This is a genomic window from Rhodococcus (subgen. Prescottella) equi (genome assembly GCF_003013675.1).
Classification (GTDB): domain Bacteria; phylum Actinomycetota; class Actinomycetes; order Mycobacteriales; family Mycobacteriaceae; genus Prescottella; species Prescottella equi.
The window spans coordinates 1,195,895-1,219,468 of record NZ_CP027793.1; the positions used below are offsets into that span (position 1 = coordinate 1,195,895).

General features: G+C 69.3%; 25 protein-coding genes and 1 pseudogene. 14 read left to right on the forward strand and 12 right to left on the reverse strand.

The genetic code is table 11. The features are described from left to right. Positions 1-18: 18 nt before the first annotated feature. Complete coding sequence (locus C7H75_RS05760) at positions 19-267, reverse strand: DUF2530 domain-containing protein (protein WP_064077911.1); 249 nt, start codon at positions 265-267, stop codon at positions 19-21. A gap of 81 nt (positions 268-348) precedes the next feature. On the opposite strand from C7H75_RS05760, the gene C7H75_RS05765 reads away from it, so the two are divergent. From C7H75_RS05765 to C7H75_RS05775, 3 genes are all read left to right on the forward strand, one after another. Next, positions 349-1,839, forward strand: a complete 1,491-nt coding sequence (locus C7H75_RS05765; protein WP_005515081.1) for an NCS2 family permease — start codon at positions 349-351, stop codon at positions 1,837-1,839. 35 nt (positions 1,840-1,874) lie between these two features. After that, entirely contained in the window at positions 1,875-2,306 is a 432-nt protein-coding gene (locus C7H75_RS05770; protein WP_175271887.1) for an Rv0880 family HTH-type transcriptional regulator, read from the forward strand. 94 nt (positions 2,307-2,400) lie between these two features. After that, positions 2,401-3,618, forward strand: a complete 1,218-nt coding sequence (locus C7H75_RS05775) for an MFS transporter (protein WP_064077936.1) — start codon at positions 2,401-2,403, stop codon at positions 3,616-3,618. Here C7H75_RS05775 and C7H75_RS05780 read toward each other — a convergent pair. Beyond that, positions 3,570-4,121 carry a hypothetical protein gene (locus tag C7H75_RS05780; protein ID WP_013415044.1) on the reverse strand — a complete coding sequence of 184 codons (552 nt, stop codon included), beginning with the start codon at positions 4,119-4,121 and terminating at the stop codon, positions 3,570-3,572. The two genes, C7H75_RS05775 and C7H75_RS05780, sit on opposite strands and share 49 nt — an antisense overlap. A 71-nt stretch (positions 4,122-4,192) precedes the next feature. On the opposite strand from C7H75_RS05780, the gene C7H75_RS05785 reads away from it, so the two are divergent. From C7H75_RS05785 to C7H75_RS05795, 3 genes are read left to right on the forward strand one after another with little or no spacing between them, the layout of a single operon-like run. Further along, a complete protein-coding gene (locus C7H75_RS05785) occupies positions 4,193-4,798 on the forward strand; it encodes a TetR/AcrR family transcriptional regulator (protein ID WP_084954666.1) in 606 nt (201 codons plus the stop codon). A 34-nt stretch (positions 4,799-4,832) separates the two neighbouring features. Then, positions 4,833-5,639 (forward strand): TrmH family RNA methyltransferase, encoded by an 807-nt coding sequence (locus C7H75_RS05790; RefSeq protein ID WP_005515073.1) that lies wholly within the window; start codon positions 4,833-4,835, stop codon positions 5,637-5,639. Beyond that, entirely contained in the window at positions 5,636-5,908 is a 273-nt protein-coding gene (locus C7H75_RS05795; protein WP_069856214.1) for a DUF2537 domain-containing protein, read from the forward strand. The genes C7H75_RS05790 and C7H75_RS05795 overlap by 4 nt, the downstream gene beginning before the upstream one ends. 6 nt (positions 5,909-5,914) lie before the next feature. Here C7H75_RS05795 and C7H75_RS05800 read toward each other — a convergent pair whose 3' ends face one another. From C7H75_RS05800 to C7H75_RS05815, 4 genes are all read right to left on the reverse strand, one after another. Continuing rightward, on the reverse strand, positions 5,915-6,736 hold the full coding sequence (locus tag C7H75_RS05800) for a DUF6928 family protein (RefSeq protein ID WP_233281864.1): 822 nt from the start codon (positions 6,734-6,736) through the stop codon (positions 5,915-5,917). Next, positions 6,691-7,560, reverse strand: a complete 870-nt coding sequence (sepH, locus tag C7H75_RS05805; RefSeq protein ID WP_174525756.1) for a septation protein SepH — start codon at positions 7,558-7,560, stop codon at positions 6,691-6,693. The genes C7H75_RS05800 and sepH overlap by 46 nt, the downstream gene beginning before the upstream one ends. A 349-nt stretch (positions 7,561-7,909) precedes the next feature. After that, a complete protein-coding gene (gene serC, locus C7H75_RS05810; protein ID WP_005515069.1) occupies positions 7,910-9,028 on the reverse strand; it encodes a phosphoserine transaminase in 1,119 nt (372 codons plus the stop codon). 56 nt (positions 9,029-9,084) lie between these two features. Next, a complete protein-coding gene (locus C7H75_RS05815) occupies positions 9,085-10,212 on the reverse strand; it encodes a citrate synthase 2 (RefSeq protein ID WP_005515068.1) in 1,128 nt (375 codons plus the stop codon). A 227-nt stretch (positions 10,213-10,439) separates the two neighbouring features. On the opposite strand from C7H75_RS05815, the gene pdxH reads away from it, so the two are divergent. The 6 genes and pseudogenes from pdxH to C7H75_RS26175 all read left to right on the forward strand — a co-directional run bounded on the left by pdxH (position 10,440) and on the right by C7H75_RS26175 (position 15,399). Next, positions 10,440-11,090, forward strand: coding sequence for a pyridoxamine 5'-phosphate oxidase (pdxH, locus tag C7H75_RS05820; RefSeq protein ID WP_106851085.1), 651 nt, complete (start codon positions 10,440-10,442; stop codon positions 11,088-11,090). Continuing rightward, positions 11,087-12,367 carry an MFS transporter gene (locus C7H75_RS05825; RefSeq protein WP_013415050.1) on the forward strand — a complete coding sequence of 427 codons (1,281 nt, stop codon included), beginning with the start codon at positions 11,087-11,089 and terminating at the stop codon, positions 12,365-12,367. The genes pdxH and C7H75_RS05825 overlap by 4 nt, the downstream gene beginning before the upstream one ends. Continuing rightward, positions 12,360-13,280 carry a carbohydrate kinase family protein gene (locus C7H75_RS05830; protein WP_106851086.1) on the forward strand — a complete coding sequence of 307 codons (921 nt, stop codon included), beginning with the start codon at positions 12,360-12,362 and terminating at the stop codon, positions 13,278-13,280. The genes C7H75_RS05825 and C7H75_RS05830 overlap by 8 nt, the downstream gene beginning before the upstream one ends. A gap of 57 nt (positions 13,281-13,337) precedes the next feature. Then, positions 13,338-14,636, forward strand: coding sequence for a citrate synthase (locus C7H75_RS05835; protein WP_005515064.1), 1,299 nt, complete (start codon positions 13,338-13,340; stop codon positions 14,634-14,636). 37 nt (positions 14,637-14,673) lie between these two features. Next, positions 14,674-15,024: pseudogene (locus tag C7H75_RS26170) on the forward strand (FKBP-type peptidyl-prolyl cis-trans isomerase); the annotation flags it as partial. A 9-nt stretch (positions 15,025-15,033) separates the two neighbouring features. Next, complete coding sequence (locus C7H75_RS26175; protein WP_269149624.1) at positions 15,034-15,399, forward strand: FKBP-type peptidyl-prolyl cis-trans isomerase; 366 nt, start codon at positions 15,034-15,036, stop codon at positions 15,397-15,399. A 160-nt stretch (positions 15,400-15,559) separates the two neighbouring features. Here C7H75_RS26175 and C7H75_RS05845 read toward each other — a convergent pair whose 3' ends face one another. The 6 genes from C7H75_RS05845 to C7H75_RS05870 all read right to left on the reverse strand — a co-directional run bounded on the left by C7H75_RS05845 (position 15,560) and on the right by C7H75_RS05870 (position 22,596). After that, positions 15,560-16,645: an alpha/beta hydrolase gene (locus C7H75_RS05845; protein ID WP_064057949.1), complete on the reverse strand. Its 1,086-nt coding sequence runs from the start codon at positions 16,643-16,645 to the stop codon at positions 15,560-15,562. 152 nt (positions 16,646-16,797) lie between these two features. Continuing rightward, positions 16,798-19,188: a lysylphosphatidylglycerol synthase transmembrane domain-containing protein gene (locus C7H75_RS05850; RefSeq protein WP_005515061.1), complete on the reverse strand. Its 2,391-nt coding sequence runs from the start codon at positions 19,186-19,188 to the stop codon at positions 16,798-16,800. Further along, positions 19,178-20,482: a sensor histidine kinase gene (locus C7H75_RS05855; RefSeq protein ID WP_013415054.1), complete on the reverse strand. Its 1,305-nt coding sequence runs from the start codon at positions 20,480-20,482 to the stop codon at positions 19,178-19,180. Before C7H75_RS05855 ends, C7H75_RS05850 begins: the two co-directional genes overlap by 11 nt. Next, complete coding sequence (locus tag C7H75_RS05860; RefSeq protein ID WP_049799596.1) at positions 20,479-21,213, reverse strand: response regulator transcription factor; 735 nt, start codon at positions 21,211-21,213, stop codon at positions 20,479-20,481. The genes C7H75_RS05855 and C7H75_RS05860 overlap by 4 nt, the downstream gene beginning before the upstream one ends. Before the next feature lie 5 nt (positions 21,214-21,218). Continuing rightward, a complete protein-coding gene (locus C7H75_RS05865) occupies positions 21,219-21,680 on the reverse strand; it encodes a MarR family winged helix-turn-helix transcriptional regulator (protein WP_069856207.1) in 462 nt (153 codons plus the stop codon). A 70-nt stretch (positions 21,681-21,750) separates the two neighbouring features. Next, on the reverse strand, positions 21,751-22,596 hold the full coding sequence (locus C7H75_RS05870) for a fumarylacetoacetate hydrolase family protein (RefSeq protein ID WP_064077083.1): 846 nt from the start codon (positions 22,594-22,596) through the stop codon (positions 21,751-21,753). Positions 22,597-22,719: 123 nt separating this feature from the next. On the opposite strand from C7H75_RS05870, the gene C7H75_RS05875 reads away from it, so the two are divergent. After that, positions 22,720-23,382: a GntR family transcriptional regulator gene (locus C7H75_RS05875; protein ID WP_022594382.1), complete on the forward strand. Its 663-nt coding sequence runs from the start codon at positions 22,720-22,722 to the stop codon at positions 23,380-23,382. Positions 23,383-23,431: 49 nt separating this feature from the next. Beyond that, positions 23,432-23,557: a hypothetical protein gene (locus C7H75_RS26315; protein ID WP_255221271.1), complete on the forward strand. Its 126-nt coding sequence runs from the start codon at positions 23,432-23,434 to the stop codon at positions 23,555-23,557. The last annotated feature ends 17 nt before the right edge of the window (positions 23,558-23,574 follow it).

A 23,574-nucleotide genomic window follows, 5' to 3' on the forward strand; every position in this document is an offset into this window, starting at 1 on the left:
CCCGGCGTGCGCTGTCGGTCAGACCAGCCCCTGCTGCGCGCCACGTCGGCCGCGCCGCGCCGCGCCGCGCTGAACCAGGAACAGTCCGAATCCGAGGAGGCCCAGGGCGATTCCGGCGTAACAGACCGGAAGCGCTGTGTTCCAACGGTCCCCGGACGCGAGGACCACGACGGTCGCCACGATCCACGCGAGGGTTCCCACCGCCAGCACCGGGCGCGGGTCGGAGAGGCGCTCCACGAGCGTCGGCGTGCTATGGATTTCGGTCACACGATTAAGTTACCCGCGCGTCGGTGCCCTAATCTGCCAGGTGCGAAACCCCACTTCCCGGCGATTGGACCGAAACACGACATGGCGGTTACCGACAAGACCACCGAGCCCTCGCGGCCGTCGGCACCCTCGCGGTTGCTCGACACCTATTTCAAGATCTCCGAGCGGGGCTCGACCATCAGCACCGAGGTCCGCGGCGGCCTGGTCACGTTCGTGGCCATGGCCTACATCGTGGTCCTCAACCCGCTGATCCTCGGTAGCTTCTCGGCGGACGACGCCGTCGCCAAGACCGACGTACTCGGCAACATCCTCCCGGTCAGCCAGGTCGCCGCCGTCACCGCGCTCGTCGCGGGCCTGATGAGCATCGCGTTCGGCATCATCGCCAACTATCCGTTCGGTATCGCCGCGGGTCTCGGCATCAACAGCTTGCTCGCCGTGACGATCGCCCCGCAGGTGACGTGGCCCGAGGCGATGGGTCTGGTCGTCATCGACGGCATCATCATCGTCGCGCTCGCCGCCACCGGCTTCCGTACCGCCGTGTTCAACGCCATCCCGCGCGAGCTCAAGGCCGCGATCGCCGCCGGAATCGGCATGTTCATCGCGTTCATCGGCCTCGTCGACGCCGGTTTCGTCCGACGCATCCCCGACGCCGCGGGCACCACGGTCCCCGTCGGCCTCGGCATCAACGGCTCCATCTCGGCATGGCCGACCGCCGTGTTCGTCTTCGGCGTGCTGCTCATGGGCATCCTCGTCGTGCGCAAGGTCCGCGGCGGTCTGCTGATCGGCATCGTCGTCACCACCGTGCTCGCCGCGATCCTCGAGGCCGTCTTCGACATCGGCGCCTCCAAGGGCGTCGACCCCAAGGGCTGGAACCTCAGCGTCCCCGCGATGCCCGACGTGTTCGCGCAGCTGCCCGATCTCAGCCTGGTCGGTGACGTCAGCCTGTTCGGTGCGTTCACTCGTATCGGTGTCATCGCCGCCAGCCTGCTCGTCTTCACGCTGGTGCTCGCCAACTTCTTCGACGCCATGGGCACCATGACCGGTCTCGGCAAGGAAGCGAAGCTGGCCGACGAGGACGGCAACCTGCCCGGCATCGGCAAGGCCCTGATCGTCGAGGGTGCCGGCGCCGTCGTGGGCGGCGGCGCGTCCGCGTCGTCCAACACGGTGTTCGTCGAGTCGGCCTCGGGCATCGCCGAGGGCGCTCGCACCGGCCTCGCCAACGTCGTCACCGGCACGCTGTTCCTCGCCGCGATGTTCCTGACCCCGCTGTACTCGGTGGTCCCGATCGAGGCGGCCGCACCGGCTCTGGTCGTGGTGGGCGCGTTGATGATCGGCCAGCTGCGCGAGATCGACTTCAGCAAGTTCGCCATCGCCCTGCCGGCCTTCCTGACCGTCGTGACGATGCCGTTCACCTACTCGATCGCCAACGGCATCGGCATCGGCTTCATCTCCTACGTGGTCCTCGCGGCCGCGGGTGGCAACGCGAAGAAGATCCATCCGCTGCTGTGGATCGTCGCCGCGCTGTTCGTCGCATACTTCGCGGTCGGCCCCATCACTGACGCCGTTACGTGATTGGCGGGGCGCGAGTTCCCGTATTGTTCGAAGTTGTGACAACGGATACTCGCGCCCTTGCCAGCGACCTCTCCCTAGCGGTGGTCCGCCTCACCCGCCACCTGCGGGGACGGCGCGCGGACGCACAGGTGACGCTGACGCAGCTGTCCGCGCTCGTCACGCTCAGCGCCGAGGGACCCATGACCCCGGGCGCACTCGCCCAGCGCGAGAAGGTCCAGCCGCCGTCGATGACGCGGGTCATCGCCTCCCTCGCGGACGTCGGACTGGTCGACCGCGCACCGCATCCCACCGACGGTCGGCAGATCATCGTGTCGCTCTCCGACGCCGGCCACGCCCTCATCGAGGGGGAGACCCAGGCCCGTGAGGCGTGGATGACGGAGAAGCTGTCGGGCCTCGACGACACCCAGCTCGCCACGCTGCGCGACGCCGTCACGATCATCAGTTCCCTGGTCTCCGAGAACGACTGACCCTTCCATCCGAAACCGGTCAGCGGGATGTAATCCCCGCTGACCGGTTTCGCGTGTGCAAGATCACGGGGTGTCAACCGATCTCGCGCCGTCGATGTTCGCCGCGCTGCGCTCCCGCAACTACCGGTACTGGACGGCCGGTCAGATCGTGTCCCTCGTCGGCACGTGGATGCAGCGGATCGCGCAGGACTGGTTGGTCCTGACCCTCTCCGGCGGAGACGGTTTCGCGGTCGGCGTCGTGATGGCTCTGCAGTTCGGGCCGACGCTGTTCCTGTCGATGTACGGCGGGCTGCTTGCCGACCGGTACGACAAGCGGCGCATTCTGATGGTCTCGCTGGTCGCGATGGCGTCGTTCGGGTTGATTCTCGGACTGCTCGACGTCGGTGGTGTGGTGCAGCTGTGGCACGTGTACGTGCTGGCGTTCGCGCTCGGCTGCGTCACGGCTCTCGAAACGCCCGTGCGCCAGTCGTTCACGATCGAGATGGTCGGACCGGACCGATTGGCCAACGCAATCGCGTTGAACTCCATGATGTTCAACGCCGCCCGCATCGTCGGACCCGCCGTGGCCGGTGTGCTCATCACGCTGATCGGCACCGGCCCGGTGTTCCTCGTCAACTCCGTGTCCTTCGTCGCGGTGTTCGCCTCGCTGCTGTGGATGCGGGTGGACGAGCTCACCCGGTCCGCGCCGGCGCCGCGGACCAAGGGGCAGGTGCGGGAAGGCTTCCGGTACGCGCGCGGCAGGCCCGACCTCACCGTCGTCCTGCTCACCGTGTTCGTGGTCTCCACGTTCGGGCTGAACTTCTCGCTCACCCTGGCCGTCCTGGCCCGCAACACCTTCGGCAAGGACGCCGACGCGTTCGGTCTGCTGTCGACGATGCTCGCGATCGGCATGCTCGGCGGCGCCACCCTCGCCGCGCGGCGGGCGACGGCCCCCACCGTCGGCTGGTGTCTCGGCGCGGCTGTCGGGTTCGGCGTCCTCGAGACCGCCATCGGACTCGTCCCGTCGTATGTGGCGGTCATCGTGCTGCTCGTGCCCACCGGCGCCCTCGTCCTCACGTTCTCGACGGCCGCGATGAGCATCCTGCAGATGTCGGTGCCGTCCGAGATGCGCGGCCGGGTGATGGGCATGTACATGCTCGCCTTCCTCGGCGGCACCCCGCTGGGCAGCCCGCTCCTGGGCTGGCTGGCCGACGCCGTCGACCCCCGCGCCCCGCTCGTGATCGGCGGCGCCGTCTCCCTCGTCGCAGCCCTGGCCGCCGCGGGCTACGTGCGTCGTTCGGCAACCTTGGGGCGTGCGGGGAACAGCGTGTAGCTGAGCGCGATCACGCCCCAGACACCGAGGACGACCGTGAGCGTGCGGATCCAGTCGGACAGGGCTGCGGTGCGGTCCGGTTCGCCGACCATCGCGATCGCGGCGAGCAGCAGGCCGCACGCGATACCCCAGGCCACCACGGCCTTTCCGAACTCGCGCCACTCGCGGATCGCCCGTGCCCTCCCGTGCCGGGCGGGCTTCTCGGGGGCGGGTCCTCCGGCGAAGCGGTGGGCGAAACGACCATCCGCCCAGCGGATGATGCTGTGGCCGAAGGCGACCGAGAAGCCGATGTACGTCGCCGCCAGACCGTGGCTCCACGACGCCTCGGCCCCGCCACGCAGATCGATCGTGGTGGCGACCAACAGCACGACGTCGACGAGCGGTGCGCCCACCAGCAGTACCGCGCCGAGCGTGGGGCGGCGCAGGAGGTAGCGCGCCGTCAGGCCGGCGCCGAGGAACACCCAGAAGAGGATCTCGCACGCGACGATCAGTTGCACGATCATGTCCGCCCCATTTCTAGTACGACTGTGTTAGTCGCGGTAGAAACTATCACGACTGTGTTAGTTTTGGCGACGTGGTGAAGCGAACCAGTACCGAGGCCCGCCGCGAGGAGATCGCCGACGCGGTCCTGCAGGTGATCCGGCGCGACGGCATCGGCGCCGCCAGCGTGCGCACCGTCGCCGACGAGGCCGGGCTGTCCACCGGGTCGCTGCGGCACTTCTTCGGCACCCAGTCCGAACTGTTGCTGTTCGCGATGGAACTGGTCACCAGGCGGGTCCACGAGCGCATCGCGGCGATCGAATTCACCGGCGACCTGCGCGCCGACGCCCGACGGCTGGCCGAGCAATTCGTCCCGCTCGACGCCGACCGGCGCGGCGAGATGGACGTCTGGCAGGCCTTCGTGGTGGCCGCGCGCACGGATCCAGCCCTCGCCGCGGTGCGCGACCGCACCGACCGGGAGATGTACGAGGGTTTCCTCCGCCTCGTCGGCGCGCTGCACGACGCCGGCCTGCTCGCGCCGGACGCGTCGATGGAAGTGGAGGCGGCGCGGTTGCACGCCCTGGTCGACGGCCTCGCCGCCCACGGCGTCAACCACCCCCGCCGCATGGACGCCGAGCGGCTCCACGCCGTCCTCGACGCCCACTTCGCGGCCCTGCTCGTGGATGGGGACACCGTGTAGCCGAACGCCGAGTCCGGTACGGCACGATGGACCCGTGGTTCACGTCATCGACATCGCCGACCCCGCCGATCCCCGGTTGGGCGACTACCGCGATCTGAATTCGTCGGATCGTCGCCCCGACCTGCCCGGAGGCAAGGGCCTGGTGATCGCCGAGGGCGTGCTGGTGGTGCAGCGGATGCTCGCGTCGCGCTTCACCCCGAACAGCCTGCTCGGCGTCGACCGACGTCTCACCGAACTGTCCGCGGACCTCGAGGGCGTGGACGTGCCGTTCTACCGAACCACCGCCGACGTGATGGCGCAGGTCGTGGGCTTCCACCTCAACCGCGGTGTCCTCGCGGCCGCGCACCGCCCGCCCGCCCTCGACGTCGAGGACGTCCTGCGCGACGCCCGCACCGTCGCGGTGCTCGAGGGCGTCAACGACCACGAGAACATCGGCTCGATGTTCCGCAACGCCGCCGGTCTCGGCGTCGATGCCATCCTGTTCGGTGCTGCGGTGGCGGACCCGCTGTACCGGCGGGCGGTGCGCGTGTCGATGGGGCACGCGCTACGGGTTCCGTTCGCACAGATCCCGGAATGGCCGCGCGGACTGAACATTCTGCGCGACAGAGGTTTCCAGCTGATCTCACTCACTCCGAATCCGTCGGCGCCGACGCTCGCGGAGGCGATGACGGGCGAGAGGGTGGCATTGCTGCTCGGTGCGGAGGGTCCGGGATTGACCGAAGACGCGATGCGTGTCACCGACGTGCGTGCCCGCATCCCGATGTCGGCGGGCACCGATTCGCTCAACGTGGCGACCGCGGCTGCGATGGCGTTCTACGAGCGAATCCGGACCGGATCGTGACCGCGTCCGCCGATCCGACCCCGTGGGCGACGGGCCTGCTGGTCAGCACGTTCGCCGCGGTGGTGACGCTGGTCGCGGTCGTGGCGTTCGGCGTCACACTCGCGCACATCCACCCGCTGCTCACGGTGGGGTTCAACCTCGTCGCCGTCGGCGGCGCCGCACCCACCGTGTGGCGGTGGCGGAACCTGCCGGTGTGGCGGTGGGTGGTCTACGGTGTGGCGGCCGGGGTCGTATCCGGTTGGATCGCATTGCTTTTCGGGGCCCTCTAGGCCGCGTCAGCGCTCCCGTCGGAACAGTCGCGCGAACAACGATCGCCGCTGCGGCCGGGCCGCCTGCTCGGGCCGGGCCTGCTCGGCGCGCAGTTGCTCGGCGCGGGCCTGCTCGGCGCGCAGCCTCTCCTGTGCGCGTCGCACCGACTCCGGCACCTGACCCGTCGGGTGAACGGCGAAGCGGCACACCGTGATCGATGACAGGTCCAGGTCGTCCCCGAGCCATGCGGCCGGTGCAGACTCGGCGAACGCGCCGGGATCGAACGGCAGCGTCTGCGGGTCCGGCAGGACGTCCATCACCGGCGGCGCCGGGTGCTCGCCCGCCCAGTACGGCCGCTCCCACACCTGGGGCAGACCGAGATCCTCGATGATGTGCACCGGCGTCGCGCTGAACGACCGCTTGAGTTCGCCGTCCTCCCAGTGCGCGAACGCACCCCATGAACCGGCGGCCGTGTGGACGGTCGACGAACTCAGGTAGGTGTGGGTGGCCCCCGTCGGGCGGATCCAGTGCTCGACGAGCGTCGACGGCGTCGGCGGCAGCGCCTCCCCCGTGCGAACCACGGCGACGCCCGGGTAGCGGCCGACGACCACCTCGCCGGGTTCGGGTTTCACGGCGTCGGACAGCGGCTCGTCACCGAGATACGTGACGTCGAGACCGGGATGCAGCGTCGCGGCGAGGGCCCGGGCGGACTCCCGGTCCGGTATCGCGCCGCGCAGGACCCCGGCGGGCTCGGTGGCGTCGACGTACCAGATCGTCGAGGAGGTGACCCCCAGCACCGGCGTCAGCCGCGCCCGTTGCTCCGCACGCCCAGCAGCACGTCGTCCCACGACGGCAGGGCGGGCTTGCCGCGCTTGTCCTTCCCCGGCGTCTGCTGCGGCGCGACCTTGGGCTGATCGTGTTCGATCTCGCCTGTGACCTCCGACGCGGGGGCGTGGGACTCGTTGTCCGCCAACACGATCGGAGAATCCTGGGCCTTGTCGGACGGCTCGGTGCTCTCGTGTTCGTGATCCTGCTCGAAATCGGCCGGACCGTAGATCGGGTTGGTGGGTACCGGAGCGAGACCGCGCCGACCGAAATCGGGGTCGACGAGCTGGGCGGCCGTGTCGTCGAGCGCGGTGATGGTGCCGCCGTGCGCGTCCGGCTGGTAACGCCAGTGTGCGGTGTTGGTGGTGCGGCCGGCCTGCCACTGCAGCTGGGCCACCCAGAATCCGTCCTCGTCCTTCCAGGCGTCCCACGTGATGGCGCTGTTCTCGTGGCCGCGCGCCTTGAACGCCAGCGTCACGATCTCCGAAAGGGTGTGCACGGCCGGGCCGTCCGGACGTACCGGATGACCGGCCTGCGCCATCTCCGCGGCCCGGGCGCGCTCGAGCAGCACGGGGTACGCGAAGCGTTCCACCTTGGCGTGCGGGATGCCGGCCTGTTCGGCGACCTGTTCGACGGAGGCGCCGGCACGGATGCGGGCCTGGATTTCGCGGGGGCGGAGCTGACTGTCCATTTCGATCTCAATCTGGCCGAGTCGAGCGATGTCCCCGCGGGAGGCCGCGCGGAGTTTGTCATCGGCTGGGAGCCGGAACTTTTCGCCGGTGTCTGGATCAGAACACACCACGTGCGCGCCGCCAGGTTCGAGACCTATTACTCGCAGCTCCCGCACGTTCGTCCTCCTCATCGCGCCGACTCGCGATCACGTCATGATCGACTGTAATTCATCCGTGACCCACGCGCAGGAAAGACACGCGCGCCGTATATCACCCTCCCCGCGCGTTTTGCGCACTTATCGCTACCCCGGGGATGTGATGCGCGCGACAAGTGCGCAAAGCGCGAGAGGAGGGGTGGTCCGGGGTGCGACAAGTGCGCAAAACGCGAGGTGGGGGAGGGGGAGGGGCGCGGAGGGGCCGGAGCAGGAGACGTAGGGACGCAGAGAGGGCGGGCACGCGCACGCGTGCCCGCCCTCGCTACGGAGAACCGGGAAGCCCGGGGCCACCCCTGCGGCCCGGCGGAAATCAGCCGAGCTGCGAGACGACCCAGTCGATGCTCTTGGTGAGCTGCGAGATGTCCTCGGGGTCGATCGCCGGGAACATGCCGATGCGCAGCTGGTTGCGGCCCAGCTTGCGGTACGGCTCGGTGTCGACGATGCCGTTGGCGCGCAGGATCTTCGCGACCGCGGCCGCGTCGACCGAGTCGGCGAAGTCGATGGTGCCGACGACCTGCGAGCGGTAGGCCGGATCGGCGACGAACGGCGTCGCGTACTCCGAAGCCTCGGCCCACGAGTACAGGCGCTCCGACGAATCCTTGGTGCGCGCCGTGGTCCAGTCCAGGCCGCCGTTCGAGTTCATCCACGCGATCTGGTTCTCGAACATCAGCAGCGTCGCGAGCGCAGGGGTGTTGTACGTCTGGTCCTTGGTGGAGTTGTCGACCGCGATCGGCAGCGACAGGAAGTCCGGAGTCCAGCGACCCGAGTCCTTGATCTCGGCCACGCGCTCGAGCGCGGCCGGGCTCATCAGCGCGATCCACAGGCCACCGTCCGCGGCGAAGCACTTCTGCGGCGCGAAGTAGTAGACGTCGGCGTCGGCGGCGTTGACCGGCAGACCACCGGCGCCCGAGGTGGCGTCGATCGCGATGAGCGCGTTCTCCGAACCCGCCGGGCGGGACACCGGCACGGCGACACCCGTCGAGGTCTCGTTGTGCGCCCAGCCGATGAGGTCGACCGAACCGTCGGCGACGATCTCCGGCGCGGTGCCCGGATCGCTCGACACGACGATGGGGTCGCCGATGAACGGGTTGTTCTTCGCCACCGACGCGAACTTGGACGAGAACTCGCCGTACGTGAAGTGCTGCGAGCGCTCCCGGATCAGACCGAAGGCCGCCGCATCCCAGAACGCGGTGGAGCCGCCGTTGCCGAGGACGACCTCGTAGCCCTCGGGCAGCGAGAACAGGTCACGCAGGCCCGAGCGCACGCGGCCGACGACGTCCTTGACGGGCTTCTGCCGGTGGCTGGTGCCGAACACCGAGGCGCCGACGTCGACCAGGGACTGCAGCTGCTCGGGGCGAACCTTCGAGGGTCCGCAACCGAAACGGCCGTCGACGGGCTTGAGGTCGGCGGGGATGATCGGTGTGCTCATCGGTGCGAGTTGTCCTTATCGATTGTGCTCGGATGTGGTTGGACGTCCAGCTGTTTCTAGCTGTGCGAAATCTGGTCCCAGCCCGCGACCGAGTCGGGGGTGCGGGGCTCGGGGCCGGTGTAGATGGCGGCGGGGCGGACCAGCTTGCCCAGACGCTTCTGCTCCATGATGTGCGCGCACCAGCCGGCGGTACGGCCGCACGTGAACATGGCGGGCATCATGTGCGCGGGAACCTCGGCGAAGTCGAGGATCACCGCCGCCCAGAACTCGACGTTCGTCTCGATCGCGCGATCGGGGCGACGCTCCCGCAGCTCGGCGAGCGCGGCCTGCTCGAGTGCCGCGGCCACCTCGAAGCGGGGTGCGTTCAGACGCTTGGCGGTCTCACGCAGCACCCGGGCGCGCGGGTCCTCGGCCCGGTACACCCGGTGGCCGAAGCCCATCAGCTTCTCCTTGCGATCGAGGATCCCCTTGACCAGGGCGCGGGCGTCGCCGGTGCGCTCGGTCTCCTCGATCATCGGCAGCACGCGAGCGGGGGCGCCGCCGTGCAGCGGGCCGGACATCGCGCCGATCGCCCCGGACAGCGATGCCGCCACGTCGGCGCCGGTGGAGGCGATGACGCGCGCGGTGAAAGTGGAGGCGTTCATGCCGTGCTCGGCGGCCGACACCCAGTACGCGTCGATGGCCTCGATGTGCGCCGGATCCGGGTCGCCCTTCCACCGCGTCATGAAACGCGCGGTGACGGTGGGGCATTCGTCGATGAGCTTCTGCGGCACGGCCGGCTGGTAGATGCCGCGCGCGGACTGCGCGACGTACGAGAGCGCCATCACCGAGGCCCGCGCGAGATTCTCGCGGGCGGTCTCGTCGTCGATGTCGAGCAGCGGCTGGTAGCCCCAGATCGGGGCGAGCATCGCGAGGCCGGCCTGCACGTCGACGCGGACGTCGCCGGTGTGGATCGGCAGAGGGAACGGCTCCGCCGGGGGCAGACCCCGGCCGAACTCGCCGTCGACCAGCAGCGCCCACACGTTGCCGAACGTGACGCGGCGGCCGACGAGATCCTCGATGTCGACACCGCGGTAGCGCAGCGCGCCGCCGTCCTTGTCGGGCTCGGCGATGTCGGTGGTGAACGCGACGACGCCTTCGAGGCCGCTGACGAAATCCTCGGGTACTACAGCGCTGGGTGCCATTGCTCCTGGACTCTCCTCATCCGAGTGCCGCCCGTGCGAGCTGCACTGCCTGCCTCAGCCTTCGACTACTGCAACATGGGGGTTCGAGATACTCCGTCGGGCCTGGTGCTAACCAAACTCTAGCCGGTGTCACCGGTCACCTGGCCAGCGCCTACCCAGGGGTAGCGTCAACGGCTGTGTCGTCAGATTCCCGCCGCCGGGGTTCCCGGAATTCCGATCTCTCCACGATGAGGGTCAGCTACGGCGAAATCGGGCCGCAGCGGCCCGTCGTCGAACCCGATCTCGAGCCGTCCTGGCTCGACGACGGATGGGTCGCGTTGGCGCGCCGGTGGGTCGAGGAGGCAGTCGAGGCGGGACTGCCGGAACCGAACGCGATGGTGCTCGGCACCGTCGACGCCGACGGGCACCCGTGCACTCGGACGGTGCTGTGCAAGGGGTTCGACGAGGACGGTGTGCAGTTCTTCACCAACTACGACTCCGACAAGGGCCGTCAGCTGGCCGCGACGCCGTACGCGTCGGTGACGTTCGCGTGGATTCCGCTCGCACACCAGCTCACCGTCCGCGGTCCCGTGGTGAAAACCAGCGAGAGCACGACGTCCGAGTACTGGAACAGCCGTCCGCGCGGCTCCCGGTTGGGGGCGTGGGCGTCGGACCAGTCCCGCCCGATCGATACCCGCGCTGACCTCGAGAGCCGACTCGTGGACGCCGGCAGGCGTTTCGGCGTCGACGGTGACATCCCGGTGCCCGCGCACTGGGGTGGGTTCCGGATCCGCCCCGAGTCGGTCGAGTTCTGGCAGGGCCGACCCAACCGCATGCACAACCGCATCCGCACCCGTCTGGTCGACGGCGCCTGGACCGTCGAGCGTCTGCAGCCGTGAGGGGACTGCTCGCCGACGTCACTCCGCTCCGCAATCCCGACTACCGGCGGTTGTGGACGAGCGGCATCGTCACCGTCATCGGCGGACAGCTCACCGTCGTGGCCGTGCCGCTGCAGATCTTCGCGATCACCCAGAACTCGGCCTACGTCGGTCTCGCCGGCATCTTCGGGCTGGTGCCGCTGGTCGTGTTCGGCCTGTGGGGCGGAGCCCTCGCCGACGTCATGGATCGCCGCAAACTGATCGTCATCACCACGCTCGGTCTGATCGGCACGTCGGTGTTGCTGTGGCTGCAGGCCGCCGCGAACGTGAACAACGTGTGGTTACTGCTGTGTCTGTTCTCGTTGCAGCAGGTGTTCTTCGCGGTGAACTCGCCGACCCGCAGCGCGATCATTCCGCGACTGCTGCCCCTGAAGGATCTGCCGGCGGCGAACTCCCTCAACATGACGGTGATGCAGTTCGGTGCCATCGCCGGTCCGCTGCTCGCCGGCGTCCTCATACCGGTGGCCGGATTGTCGACGGTGTATCTGCTGGACTCGATCGCGCTGCTCGCGACGCTGTGGGCGGTGATCAAACTGCCGGCGCTGCCGCCGACCGGTCCGGCGCGCCGCGCCGGACTGCGCGTGGTGGGAGAGGGCTTCACGTATCTCGCCACCCAGAAGGTGCTGCTGGCGTCGTTCGTCGTCGACATCGTCGCGATGGTCTTCGGGATGCCCCGGGCACTGTTCCCGGAGATCGCTCACGAGTCGTTCGGGGATCCACTCGACGGCGGCGTCGCGCTGGGGCTGTTGTTCGCCGCGATGTCGGCGGGTGCCGTGCTGGGTGGCGTCTTCTCCGGGTGGCTGCCCCGGATCCGCTTCCAGGGCCGGGCCGTCGTGATCTGCATCGTCCTGTGGGGTCTGGCGATGGTCGGGTTCGGTGTGGTCATCGGGATCGCGGGCCCGGACAGCCCGGCCTTCCTACTGTGGCTGGCACTCGCGTTCCTCGCGTTCGGCGGTGCCGTCGACATGGTCTCCGCGGCACTGCGCAGCACGATGCTCCAGCAGGTGGCCACCGACGACATGCGCGGACGCCTGCAGGGTGTCTTCACCGTCGTCGTGGCCGGCGGGCCGCGGATCGGCGACGTCCTGCACGGCGCCGCGGCGTTCGCGTTCGGCACCGCTGTCGCGTCGGCCGGCGGCGGAATCCTGGTGGTGGTCGGCGTCGTCGCCTCGATCCTGGCCTTCCCGGCGTTCATGCGGTACCGCGTGGGCCGGACGGGACGACCCGAACATGTCTGATCCGCGAATCGTGGTGTGCGGCGAGGCGCTCGTCGACCTCGTCCCGACCGGCGGCGAGTCCTTCGACGCGCGCCTGGGCGGTGGGCCGTTCAATGTGGCCGTCGCGCTCGGACGTCTCGGTAGCCGGACGGCGTTCTGTTCGCGGGTCTCGACCGACGCGTTCGGCGACCGGGTGCTCGCGGCGCTCACCGCGTCGGACGTCGACACCCGAACCGTCCAGCGCGGGCCCGAGCCCACCACGCTCGCGGTCGCGGGCATCGGGTCCGACGGCGGCGCCCGCTACACCTTCTATGCCGACGGCACCGCCGACCGGCTCGTCACCGATCCCGGCCACCTCCCGGACACGGTGGTCGCGGCGTCGTTCGGGACGCTCTCGCTGGTGCTCGAACCGGGCGCCGGCGTCTACGCGGACCTGCTCCGCCGCTGCCACGACGAGGGACGGCTCACGGTCCTCGACCCCAACATCCGCCCGGCCGTCTTTCCCGACGACTACCGCCGCCGTTTCGGCGACCTGCTTCCGTGGGTCGATGTAGTGAAGGTCTCCGACGACGACGTCCAGTGGTTGGGACACGGAGTGGACGGCACCACACCGGAGCAGTGGCTCGATCGCGGAGTGTCCGCCGTCGTCACGACGCACGGGGCGGACGGACTGAGCGTGCGGACGCGGTCCCTGACGGTGCGCGTGCCGGGACGGCCGGTGGCCGTCGTCGACACGATCGGTGCAGGTGACACGGTTCAGGCGGCGCTCCTGCACCGGCTCGACCGGCGGGAACTCCTCGGTCGGAATTCGGTATCGCGGCTCGACGGGGGACAATGGCGTGACGCCCTGGAATTCGCGGCGCGCGCGGCGGCGATCACCGTTTCGCGGCCCGGGGCGGACCCTCCGTGGGCAGTGGAGCTCGCGGGCGGCTAGTTTCTACTTGAATGTTACGAAGTTACTCACTGGTCTGAGTTTGAGAGGGATCCTTCCGTGCCCGCTGAGAATGACAACAAACCCACACTCAGCTACCCCGGTGGCGAGCACACGATGTCCATCGCCAAGGCGACTGAAGGCAACGACGGCATCGAGCTGGGCAAGCTCCTTGCCGACACGGGTTACACGACGCTCGACCCGGGCTTCGTGAACACCGCGTCCACCAGTTCCGCAATCACCTACATCGACGGCGACAAGGGCATCCTGCGCTACCGCGGGTACCCGATCGAGGAGCTCGCACAGCGCTCCACGTTCATCGAGGTCAGCTACCTGCTGATCTACGGCGAGCTGCCCACCGAAAACCAGCTCGAGGTGTTCACCGACAAGATCCGTCGCCACACCCTCCTGCACGAGGACCTCAAGCGGTTCTTCGACGGCTTCCCGCGCAACGCGCACCCGATGCCCGTGCTGTCGAGCGCCGTCAACGCGCTGTCCGCGTACTACCAGGACGCCCTGGATCCGGACGATCCGGAGCAGGTCGAGCTGTCCACGATCCGCCTTCTCGCGAAGCTGCCCACGATCGCGGCGTACGCGTACAAGAAGTCGGTCGGTCAGCCGTTCCTCTACCCGGACAACTCGCTGAGCCTGGTCGAGAACTTCCTCCGCATGACGTTCGGCTTCCCCGCCGAGCCGTACGAGGTGGACCCCGAGGTCGCCAAGGCCCTCGACATGCTGCTGATCCTGCACGCCGACCACGAGCAGAACTGCTCGACGTCGACGGTCCGCATGGTCGGCTCGTCGGACGCGAACCTGTTCACGTCGGTCTCCGCCGGCATCAACGCGCTGTGGGGCCCGCTGCACGGCGGCGCCAACCAGGCCGTGCTAGAGATGCTCGACGACATCACCGCGAACGGTGGCGACGTCAAGGAGTTCGTCCGCAAGGTCAAGAACAAGGAAGACGGCGTGAAGCTCATGGGCTTCGGTCACCGCGTCTACCGCAACTACGACCCGCGCGCCGCACTCGTCAAGCAGACCGCGCACTCGGTGCTCGGCAAGCTCGGCGGCGACGACAAGATGCTCGAGATCGCCATGGCGCTCGAGGAGACCGCGCTCACCGACGAGTACTTCATCGAGCGCAAGCTGTACCCGAACGTGGACTTCTACACGGGCCTGATCTATCGCGCGATGGGCTTCCCGACGCGCATGTTCACGGTCCTGTTCGCGCTCGGCCGCCTGCCCGGCTGGATCGCGCACTGGCGTGAGATGCACGAGGATCCGGCCACCAAGATCGGCCGTCCGCGTCAGATCTACACCGGCTACACGCAGCGCGGCTACGTGGACCTGTCCGCACGCTGATCTGTTTCTGCCCGACTACTACTGATCGGACACCATCATGAGCACCAAGCCCGAGATCGAGTTCCAGGAAGGCCCCGCGCCCACCGAACTCGTCATCAAGGACATCGTCGTCGGTGACGGCCCCGAGGCCACCCCCGGCGCGAAGGTCGAGGTCCACTATGTCGGCGTCGAGTTCGACTCCGGCGAGGAGTTCGACTCCTCGTGGGGCCGCGGCGAGTCCATCACCTTCCCGCTCCAGGGCCTCATCGCAGGCTGGCAGGAAGGCATCCCGGGCATGAAGGTGGGCGGCCGGCGTCAGCTGACCATCCCGCCGGAGCTTGCGTACGGTCCGGCAGGCAGCGGTCACCAGCTGTCCGGCAAGACCCTCGTGTTCGTCATCGACCTGCTCGACGTCGTCGTGCCGCCGAAGCCGCCGGTCATCGAGCCCGCCGAGGGCCCGGCGCCGGCCGAGCTGGTGATCGAGGACATCACGATCGGCGACGGCGCGGAGGCTCAGCCGGGCGGTGTCGTGGACGTGCACTACCACGGTGTCGAGTACGACTCCAACGAGGTGTTCGACTCGTCGTTCCTGCGTGGCGAGTCGGTCGCCTTCCCTCTCAACCGGTTGATCCCGGGCTGGCAGGAAGGCATCCCCGGCATGAAGGTCGGCGGCCGCCGCAAGCTCACGGTTCCTCCGGAGCTCGCATACGGTCCCGCCGGTGGCGGCCATCAGCTGTCGGGCAAGACGCTGGTGTTCGTCATCGACCTGCTGGGCACCCAGTAGTCCTGTAGAGCAACAGAACTCGGGCCCCACACCGTTCACCGGTGCGGGGCCCGAGTCGTCTCCGCAGTCCGGTCAGGAGCGCCGCACCGGCGACGAGAAAGGCGCCCCGACCGAAGTCGGGGCGCCCTCTGCTCGGTGTGGTGCGACTACTGCCGAACGACTACCGGGGAGTGCCCATGGCGTCGGCCAGCATCGGCCACGAGTTGTTCAGGTCGTCACGCCAGTAGCCCCACGAGTGGGTGCCGGCCGGCTTGAAGTCGAAGTGCGCCTGGTCGCCCATGCCGTTGAAGTTGACGGCGTCGAACAGACGGTGGGTGCACTCGTTGGTGGCCGCCTCGATGATGCCGCCGACGATGATCTGGTTGGCCAGCGTCGAGACGTTACCGTTGATGCCCTGGCTTTCGAGGGTGTCGTGCGGGCCCGGCAGGCCGGACGCGTTGGCGACGTACAGCTTCGGGCCGCCCTTGAGCTTGCCGATGTTGTAGATCGGGTCGTGGGCCTGCCAGTCGGGGCTGCCGACCGGGCCCCACATGTTCTCGACCTCGGCGCTGCCGCGGGCCGCGATGACGATCTGGATGTAGGTCTGGCCCATCGGAGTCACGGTGTCCGCGCAACCGCTGTAGGCGCCGACCGCCTTGTACAGCTGCGGATCCTTGAGCGCGAGGTTGAACACCGAGGTGCCCGACGTCGAGATGCCGGCAAGGCTGTTGACCTTGGTGGTGCCGAGCGCGGAGTCGATGACCGGCGGCAGTTCCTGCGTCAGGAACGTCTCCCACTTGTTGACACCGTGCAGGGCGTCGTCGGCCTTCTGCCAGTCGGTGTAGTAGGTGAACGCGCCCTGCATCGGGGTGACCACGTTGACCTGCTTGCCCTGGAAGAAGGTGCCGATGTCGGCCTGCTTCTGCCACGACGCCGAGTCCTCGCCGCCGCCTGCGCCGTTGAGCAGGTACAGCGTGGGGGCGGCCTTGGAGGTGTCGGCCGGGCGGATGACGTCGAGCGGGATGTCGCGGTTCATCGACTCGGAGCGGACCACCAGGCGGAGCTTGTTGGAGCCGGTCGACGTGGCCGACACGAGCTTGGTGCCACCGTTCGCGCGGGCCGAAGCCTGGACGTTGGCGGCGTCGGTCGCGCCGGGCGTCGAGGCGGAGGCGACCCCGGCTCCGACGAAGACGGGCAGTGCGGCGACCGCCGCAGTCGTGGCGCCGATCAGTGCTTTGAGCCGGCGGGACTTCTGGGTTACGCGCATGCTTTCTCCGCTTCGGTGGTCGGCCGGGAGCAAGGATCAGCTCCGCGGTTCTGAACAGGTGTATATCACTTTCGCTATCGGGACTACGTCTCGATTTGCTACTGGTTGCCGCAAAATTCTTCCGGCGTTCCAGAATTATCGGTCACAAACCGTCAGACCATGTCGTTTTTCTGCAACCAGCGCAATGTCGGCCAGCCGCAGAACACCGGCAGCCAGCAGGTCAGGACGCGGTACAGCAGCACTGACGGTACCGCGATGCCCACGGGCAGCCCGAAGGCGGTCAGGCCACCGATGAGGGCGGCCTCCACCGCGCCCACACCGCCGGGGGTGGGCGCGGCCGACGCCAGGGTGCCGCCGATCATCGTGACGATCGTGACCGTGACGAACGTGGTGCCGCCGCCGAACGCCTCGACGCTGGCCCACAATGCCAGTGCTGCCCCGAGGGTGGTGCCCGCGCTGCCGAGGACGATCAGCATGAAGCGGCCCGGATTGCGGGCCAGCTGCGTCAGGGATCCGAGCACCTCCGTCAGCTGTGGCCGGACCTCGTTGCGCAGCCAGCGCCGCGCCTTGGGGATGAACGTGAAGGTGCCGATCGCACCCAACGCGATGCCCGCGATGAGGTAGAGCGTCGTGCCCTTGGGGACGAAGTGCGACAGATCGGCGTCCCGCCCGGCGGCGACGCTGAAGAAGATCAGCAGCGCCACGTGGGTGACCACCTGCACGGTCTGTTGCAGGGCCACCGCGGCCGTCGCCCGGACGGTGCCGAGGCCGCCCTTCTGCAGGAACCGCACGCTCAACGCGAGGCCACCGACGCCGGCCGGGGTGGTGGTGGCGGCGAACGTGTTGGCGATCTGCATGATCAGCAGGTGCCGGTAGCGCACCAGCTCGGAGGCGCACGCCCACAGGGCGGCCGCGGCGCCGACGTAGGTGAGGGCCGAGACGACCAGTCCGGCCAGTGCCCACCACCAGTTCGCGGTCTTCAGTTCCGTGAGGAACGTCGGTACCTGGCTGATGAACGGGTAGGCCACGTAGACCAGGCCGATCAGCAGCACCAGCTGGATGATCTGGTTCCGGGTGAAGCGGGTGACCTGTTCTGGGGCGATCTTCTCGATGTCGGTCTGGTTGCTCACCTCGTCCCGGATCGCGCCGAGCAGCGCGGACGAGTCGGGCGCCTGCTTGCGCAGCCGTGACGGCATCGCGGACTTCGTGAGCCGGCCCGACGCGGCGAGGATCCGGTCGCGGCCGCGCGCGGCGAGCGCGGCACGGACGGCCGGCTCCACCCCGAACAGCGTCGCGGTCGTCAGGAGCAGTTGCGCGGTGTCGGACTGTATCTGTGCCTCCGACGACCCCAGTTCGGCGTACGTGAAGCCGTCGAACATGGCCTGGCCGTCGTCGATCCGGATCTCGGACGCGCGCAGGTCGCCGTGCGTGATCTGGCGGGCGTGCAGTTCGCCGAGCGAGGCCCACAGCATCTCGAGCAGGGTGTCGCGAGGGTGGGGGTTGTCGGTCCGGAGCGTCGCGACCGGGGCGCCGTGGGAGAGCGGCCGGGCATAGAGCTGCCACCCGCGGTCGAGGGCGGTGACGGCCATCGGCTTCGACGCCGCGAGTCCCAGATCGGCCACGGCGATCCCCATGAGTGCCCGGTGCTCGACGGCCCGCGCCAGCGACGCGTGCGCGGGGGCGCTCTCGCTGCTGCGCAGCGTCAGCCACTTCGACACCTGCCGGATCGCTCCGCTGCTGCGCTGGTTCTGCCCGTACAGTTCGACGATCATCTCGGGTTCGCCGTCGCGGGACGCGCCGAGGATCAGCGGCCCGCTGCCGGCGGTGGTGATGACGCGGAACGCGGTCACCCGGTGTCCCAGACGCTGCAGCGCCTCGACCGCCGACTCGAGCGGGACCTCCAGCGCGGGGGTGCCCACGACGAGCACGATGATCGCGCCGACGAGGTAGCCCACGGCCAGGCCGAGCATCGAGCGGGCCGGGACGATCGAGCTGACGATCAGATGGATCGGTGCGAACAACAGCAGCAGCGCCCACCACACGCGCCGCCAGCGTTTGGGCAGCCACGGCCCCGAGACGGTCAGGACGGCGGCGAGCATGGCGATCCAGCGGGGGTCGTCGAGGAACTGCGACAGGAAGGTGTTGAGCCGGTCCGAGACGTCGAGGTGCCAGCGCGGGGCCGCCAGCCCGGACCCGGTGAACGAGAGCGCCACTCCCGCGATGAGTCCCGCGGCCGCGTAGCCGGCGAGCAGCTTCCAGCGGCGGCCCACGATCAGCTGGATCAGGATCGCGAACGGCAGCGCCAGGATCGCGACGCCGTACAGCAGGTAGACCGTGTCGGACACCCCCGGCGAGAGGATGCCGACGATGTCGGACACCGACGTCTCGAGGGCGTCCCACTCGCTGCGAGTGATCACCGAGCCGGCGATCACGGCGCCGAGCAGGACCAGCGCGAAGACGACCCGCAGGATGTCGCTGGTGCGTCGGATCAGTGGCGGCAGCAGGCTGCCGCTGACCGGGATTTCGCGTCCGTCAACTTTCAAGGGTCACCACCAGTCGCGCGCCGCCGAGGGGGCTGTCCGCGAGGTGTGCCGTGCCGCCGTGCAGACCGGCCTGCTGCGCCACGAGCGCCAGCCCGAGCCCCGAGCCGCCCTTGGCGGCGCTGCTGCCGCGCCGGAAGCGCTCGAACACCTCGACCCTCTCCTCGTGCGGGATGCCGGTGCCGTCGTCGTCGACGGTGACCGTGACGGTGCCGTCGTCGTTGCGGTGCGCACCGATCGACACGTGCCGTGCGCCGCCGTGCCGGACGGCGTTGCTGATCGCGTTGTCGATCGACAGCCGCAGTCCCACCGGCAGGCCACGCACGACCAGCCCGGGTGGCGCGTCGACGGTGACCGTGAGATCCGGACGCAGACGCTGCGCGTCCTCGGCGGCGAGGTCGCACAGTTCCGTCAGGTCGAGGTCGACGTGGTCCTTCTCGCTGGACAGCTCGCCCGACGCGAGCCGTTCCAGCGCGGTGAGCGTGGCCTCGAGCCGGCCCTGTGTCCGCGCGAGGTCGGCGAGGATCTCGGCGCGCTGTTCGTCGGACAGGTCGAGGGTGGTGAGTACCTCGAGGTCGGTGCGCATGGCGGTGAGCGGGGTCCGTAGTTCGTGCGCGGATGCGGCCGCGAAGTCGCGGGCGGTGTCGAGCGCGGCCGCGGTGCGTTCCTGCGCGTCGGAGACGTCCTGCAGCATGGCGCCGGCCGCGGCGGCGAGCTCGTCGGCCTCGCGGACCCCGGACGCCGCGGTGGCGAGGTCGCGGTCGCGGCGGCCGACGCGCTGGGTGAGTTCGACCAGCGGGCGGACGGCGCGGCCACCGAAGAGCCAGCCGAGCCCGGTGGCGGCGACGATCGCGCCCACACCCACCAGTGCGACCTGCTGCTGCTGGTCGGTGGTGGGATCCTTCGCTTCGGCGAGCGGGACCGCCACCGTCAGGAGGGTCGTGGAGTCGGGACCCAGCGGGGCGGTGAAGGTGCGGAACGGGGTCCCGGCGACGTCGACGGTGTGCGATCCGGGATCGAGCTCGGGCAGCCGGCTGGACGTGCTCGAAACGACCTTCTCGCCCGCCCGGATCGTCACCGCGAACGCCCCGCCGTCACCGAGGACGTTCAGGAACGGGGCTGCGGCACCGGCATTGACGACGAGCACCCGCGACGCGGTCTCGAGCCGCCGATCGAGCTGCTGCAGATTGTTGCGGGCGATCGCGAGGGCCAGGTACACGCCGACCGCGGCGACGACGATCGTCGCGCCCAGTGCGGTGGCGGCGGCGACGCGTGCCCGCAGCGACTGCGGTCTCATGTCGGTTCCCGTAACACGAAGCCCACGCCGCGCACGGTGTGCACGAGCCGTGGGGTGCCGTCGATCTCGAACTTGCGGCGCAGGTAGCCGACGAACACGTCCACCACGTTGGTGTCGGCGACGAAGTCGTAGCCCCACACCAGATCGAGCAGTCGTTCGCGGCTCAGCACCACCCCGGCGTTGCGGGCCAGCACCTCCGTGAGCTCGAATTCCCTCTTGGTGAGGGTGATCTCGGTGTCGCCGAGCCAGACACGGCGGCCCGCGAGATCCACTGACAGCGGGCCGACGACGATCGGGGGATCGGTGTCCGTCGCCGCGACGGCGACCGAGCGGCGGCGCAGCATCGCGCGGATCCGGGCGACCAGTTCGGCGAGCACGAACGGTTTGACGAGATAGTCGTCCGCGCCGGACTCGAGCCCGGCGATGCGATCGTCGACCGAACTGCGGGCACTGAGCACGCAGATCGGGACCTCGTTGCCCGCCCTGCGCAGCGCGGTGACCACGCCGGTCCCGTCGAGGACAGGCATGTTCATGTCGAGCACGACGGCGTCGGGCGCCGCCTCCGCGACCACCTTCAACGCGACCGCCCCGTCCGACGCGGTGAGGACCGTGAAGCCGGACAGGCGGAGCCCACGCTCGAGCGAGGCGAGCACGTCCGGGTCGTCGTCCACGACCAGTACGGTGGCGGTCACCTGAGCATTGTGCCCGCCGACTGCGGCATTTCCCCTCATCTTCGTCACTCCTCCGGCCGGGGGCGGACGCGGTCGGCGCGTGCGATGACGGTGTCGGCGACCCGGACGAAGGCGTCGAGATCGTGCGGATCGACGCCGTCGAACAGCTGCTGCGCGGTACTGGCCCGCAGGTGCCGGACCCGGTCGGCGTCGTGGTGGCCGCGCTCGGTGAGCGCGACGATGTGGGCGCGCCGATCGGTGGGATGCGGATCCCGGCGCAGGTGTCCGGACTTCTCGAGCGCATCGACCAGCGCGGTGACCTGGCGGGTGCTGCACCGCAGCGCCTTCGCGAGGTCGCGCTGCGTCATCGGCGGATTCTCGAGGACGCACAGCAGCGCACGGGTCCGCGCAGTGGTCAGTCCGACATCGCGGGTGCCCGACTGCAGCGACGCCGACAGGTTCTCCACGAGGACGTACGCGCGGCCGAGCGCGTCGCGGGCGTCGTGGTGGTCGGAGTTGTCGGACACGGCGGTGATGCTAGTTCATTGTGAATGCTGTTCACTAAGTCGCGGTCCCGCCGAGGTTCCGGTGAATCGCCTACTTCGCTCCGGCCACGCAGCGCTGGACCAGCGATCCGATGCCCTCGATGCTGCTGGTCACGACGTTGCCGGGAACCAGGAACCGCTGCGGGCTGCGGCCGACCCCGACGCCGGCCGGGGTGCCGGTGAAGATCAGGTCGCCCGGGCGCAACGTGCACACCGCCGACAGGTGGGCGATCAGGTCGGCGACGGGGAACATCATCTGTCCGGTGCGGCCGGACTGCACCGTCTCGCCGTCGATCTCGCACGCGATCGTGAGGTCGTCCCGGTCGGCGAACTCGTCGGGCGTCACCAGCCACGGCCCGGTCGCGCCGAAGCCGGGAAACGACTTGGCCAGCGAGAACTGCGGCGCCGGCCCGGCCATCTGCGACGTCCGCTCCGAGAAGTCCTGTCCGACGGTCAGTCCCGCGACGTACGACCATGCGTCGGCGGCTGGGACGTCGGTGGCCTCCCGGCCGATGACCGCCACCAGCTCCACTTCCCAGTCGACGGTGTCGGTGGGCAGCACCAGGTCGGTCTCGGGGCCGGTGAGGCAGCTCGCGAACTTGGTGAACGTCGGCGGTGCGTCGGGTGCGTCCAGTCCGGTCTCGGCCGCGTGGTCGCGGTAGTTGAGGCCGATCGCGAACACCTGGCTGGGCGCGGGAGACGGGGCGCCGAGTTCGCGGCGATCGAACGGTTCCCCGTCCGTGCCGGTGAGTGTCCGCGCCCACTCGGCGAAGGCCGGCCAGTCCGCGTAGACCGCCGCTGGGTCGGGGCCGAAGCGGCCGGAGCTCGCGGTGTGGACGTCGAGGGCTCGGTCGCCGTCGATCAGGACGGTGCGTCCGGAGAGATTGGCCACGCGCATGACGGCGTTCCTGTCTGTCGGTGAGTGCTGGCGGAAGTGGGGCCCAGTAGACCCGAGAAATATCGGAAAAGCAAAATAATTTCGAAACTTGACTCGCGATTCGGAACAGCCTGTACTGACGGCATGGCCAGAGCGACCGCGACCCGCGCCGACGAGATCCACGCGCGGCTGCGTGCCGACATCCTCGGTGGCGTCCTCGCGCCGGGGGAGAAGCTCGCCTTCGGGCAGCTGCAGGCCCGCTACGACGTCAGCACCGGGGTGCTGCGCGAGGTACTGCCGAGGCTGGTCGAGCAGGGGCTCGCGGTGTCGGAGGCGCAACTGGGGTTCCGTGTCGTCCCGGTGTCGGTGCCGGACCTGCTGGAACTGACCGACACTCGCGTGTTCGTCGAGACCGAGGCGCTGCGCCGGTCGATCGCGCACGGCGACGTCGAATGGGAGTCTGCGGTGCTCGCGGCGCGGCACCGGCTGTCGCGGACGGCGTCGCTGGACACCTTTGGTCGAGTCTCGGAGGCGTGGCTCGCGGCGCACAGCGGCTTTCACGGTGCGCTGTTGCAGGCGTGTCCCAACACCCGGCTCGTGCACATCGCCGAATCGCTGCGCGACGTCTCGGAGGTGTACCGCTGCTGGAGCGTGCGCAGCCCCGAATCCGCGGCCCGGGACGTCGAGGCGGAGCACGACCGCATCGCCACGGCGGCCGTTGATCGGGACGCGGACCGCGCGGTGGACGAGCTGCGGCGGCACATCGAACTGACGACCGACCTGTTGATTGCCGGTGCCGGAGCATGATCGAACTGGGGGAACTCGAGAGCGCCGTGATGGGGACTGGGCGAATCGGGTGTCCGACGCCGGTGTGCTGCTGGTGCTGGTGGTGCTTCTCTTCGTAGGAGTTGCCGGACGAATGCTGCGCCGGCGCCGCACCGCGTCGCGTGAAGCGGTGCCGGGCGGTGCAGACGACGCCTGAACTACCGTGGTCGTGTG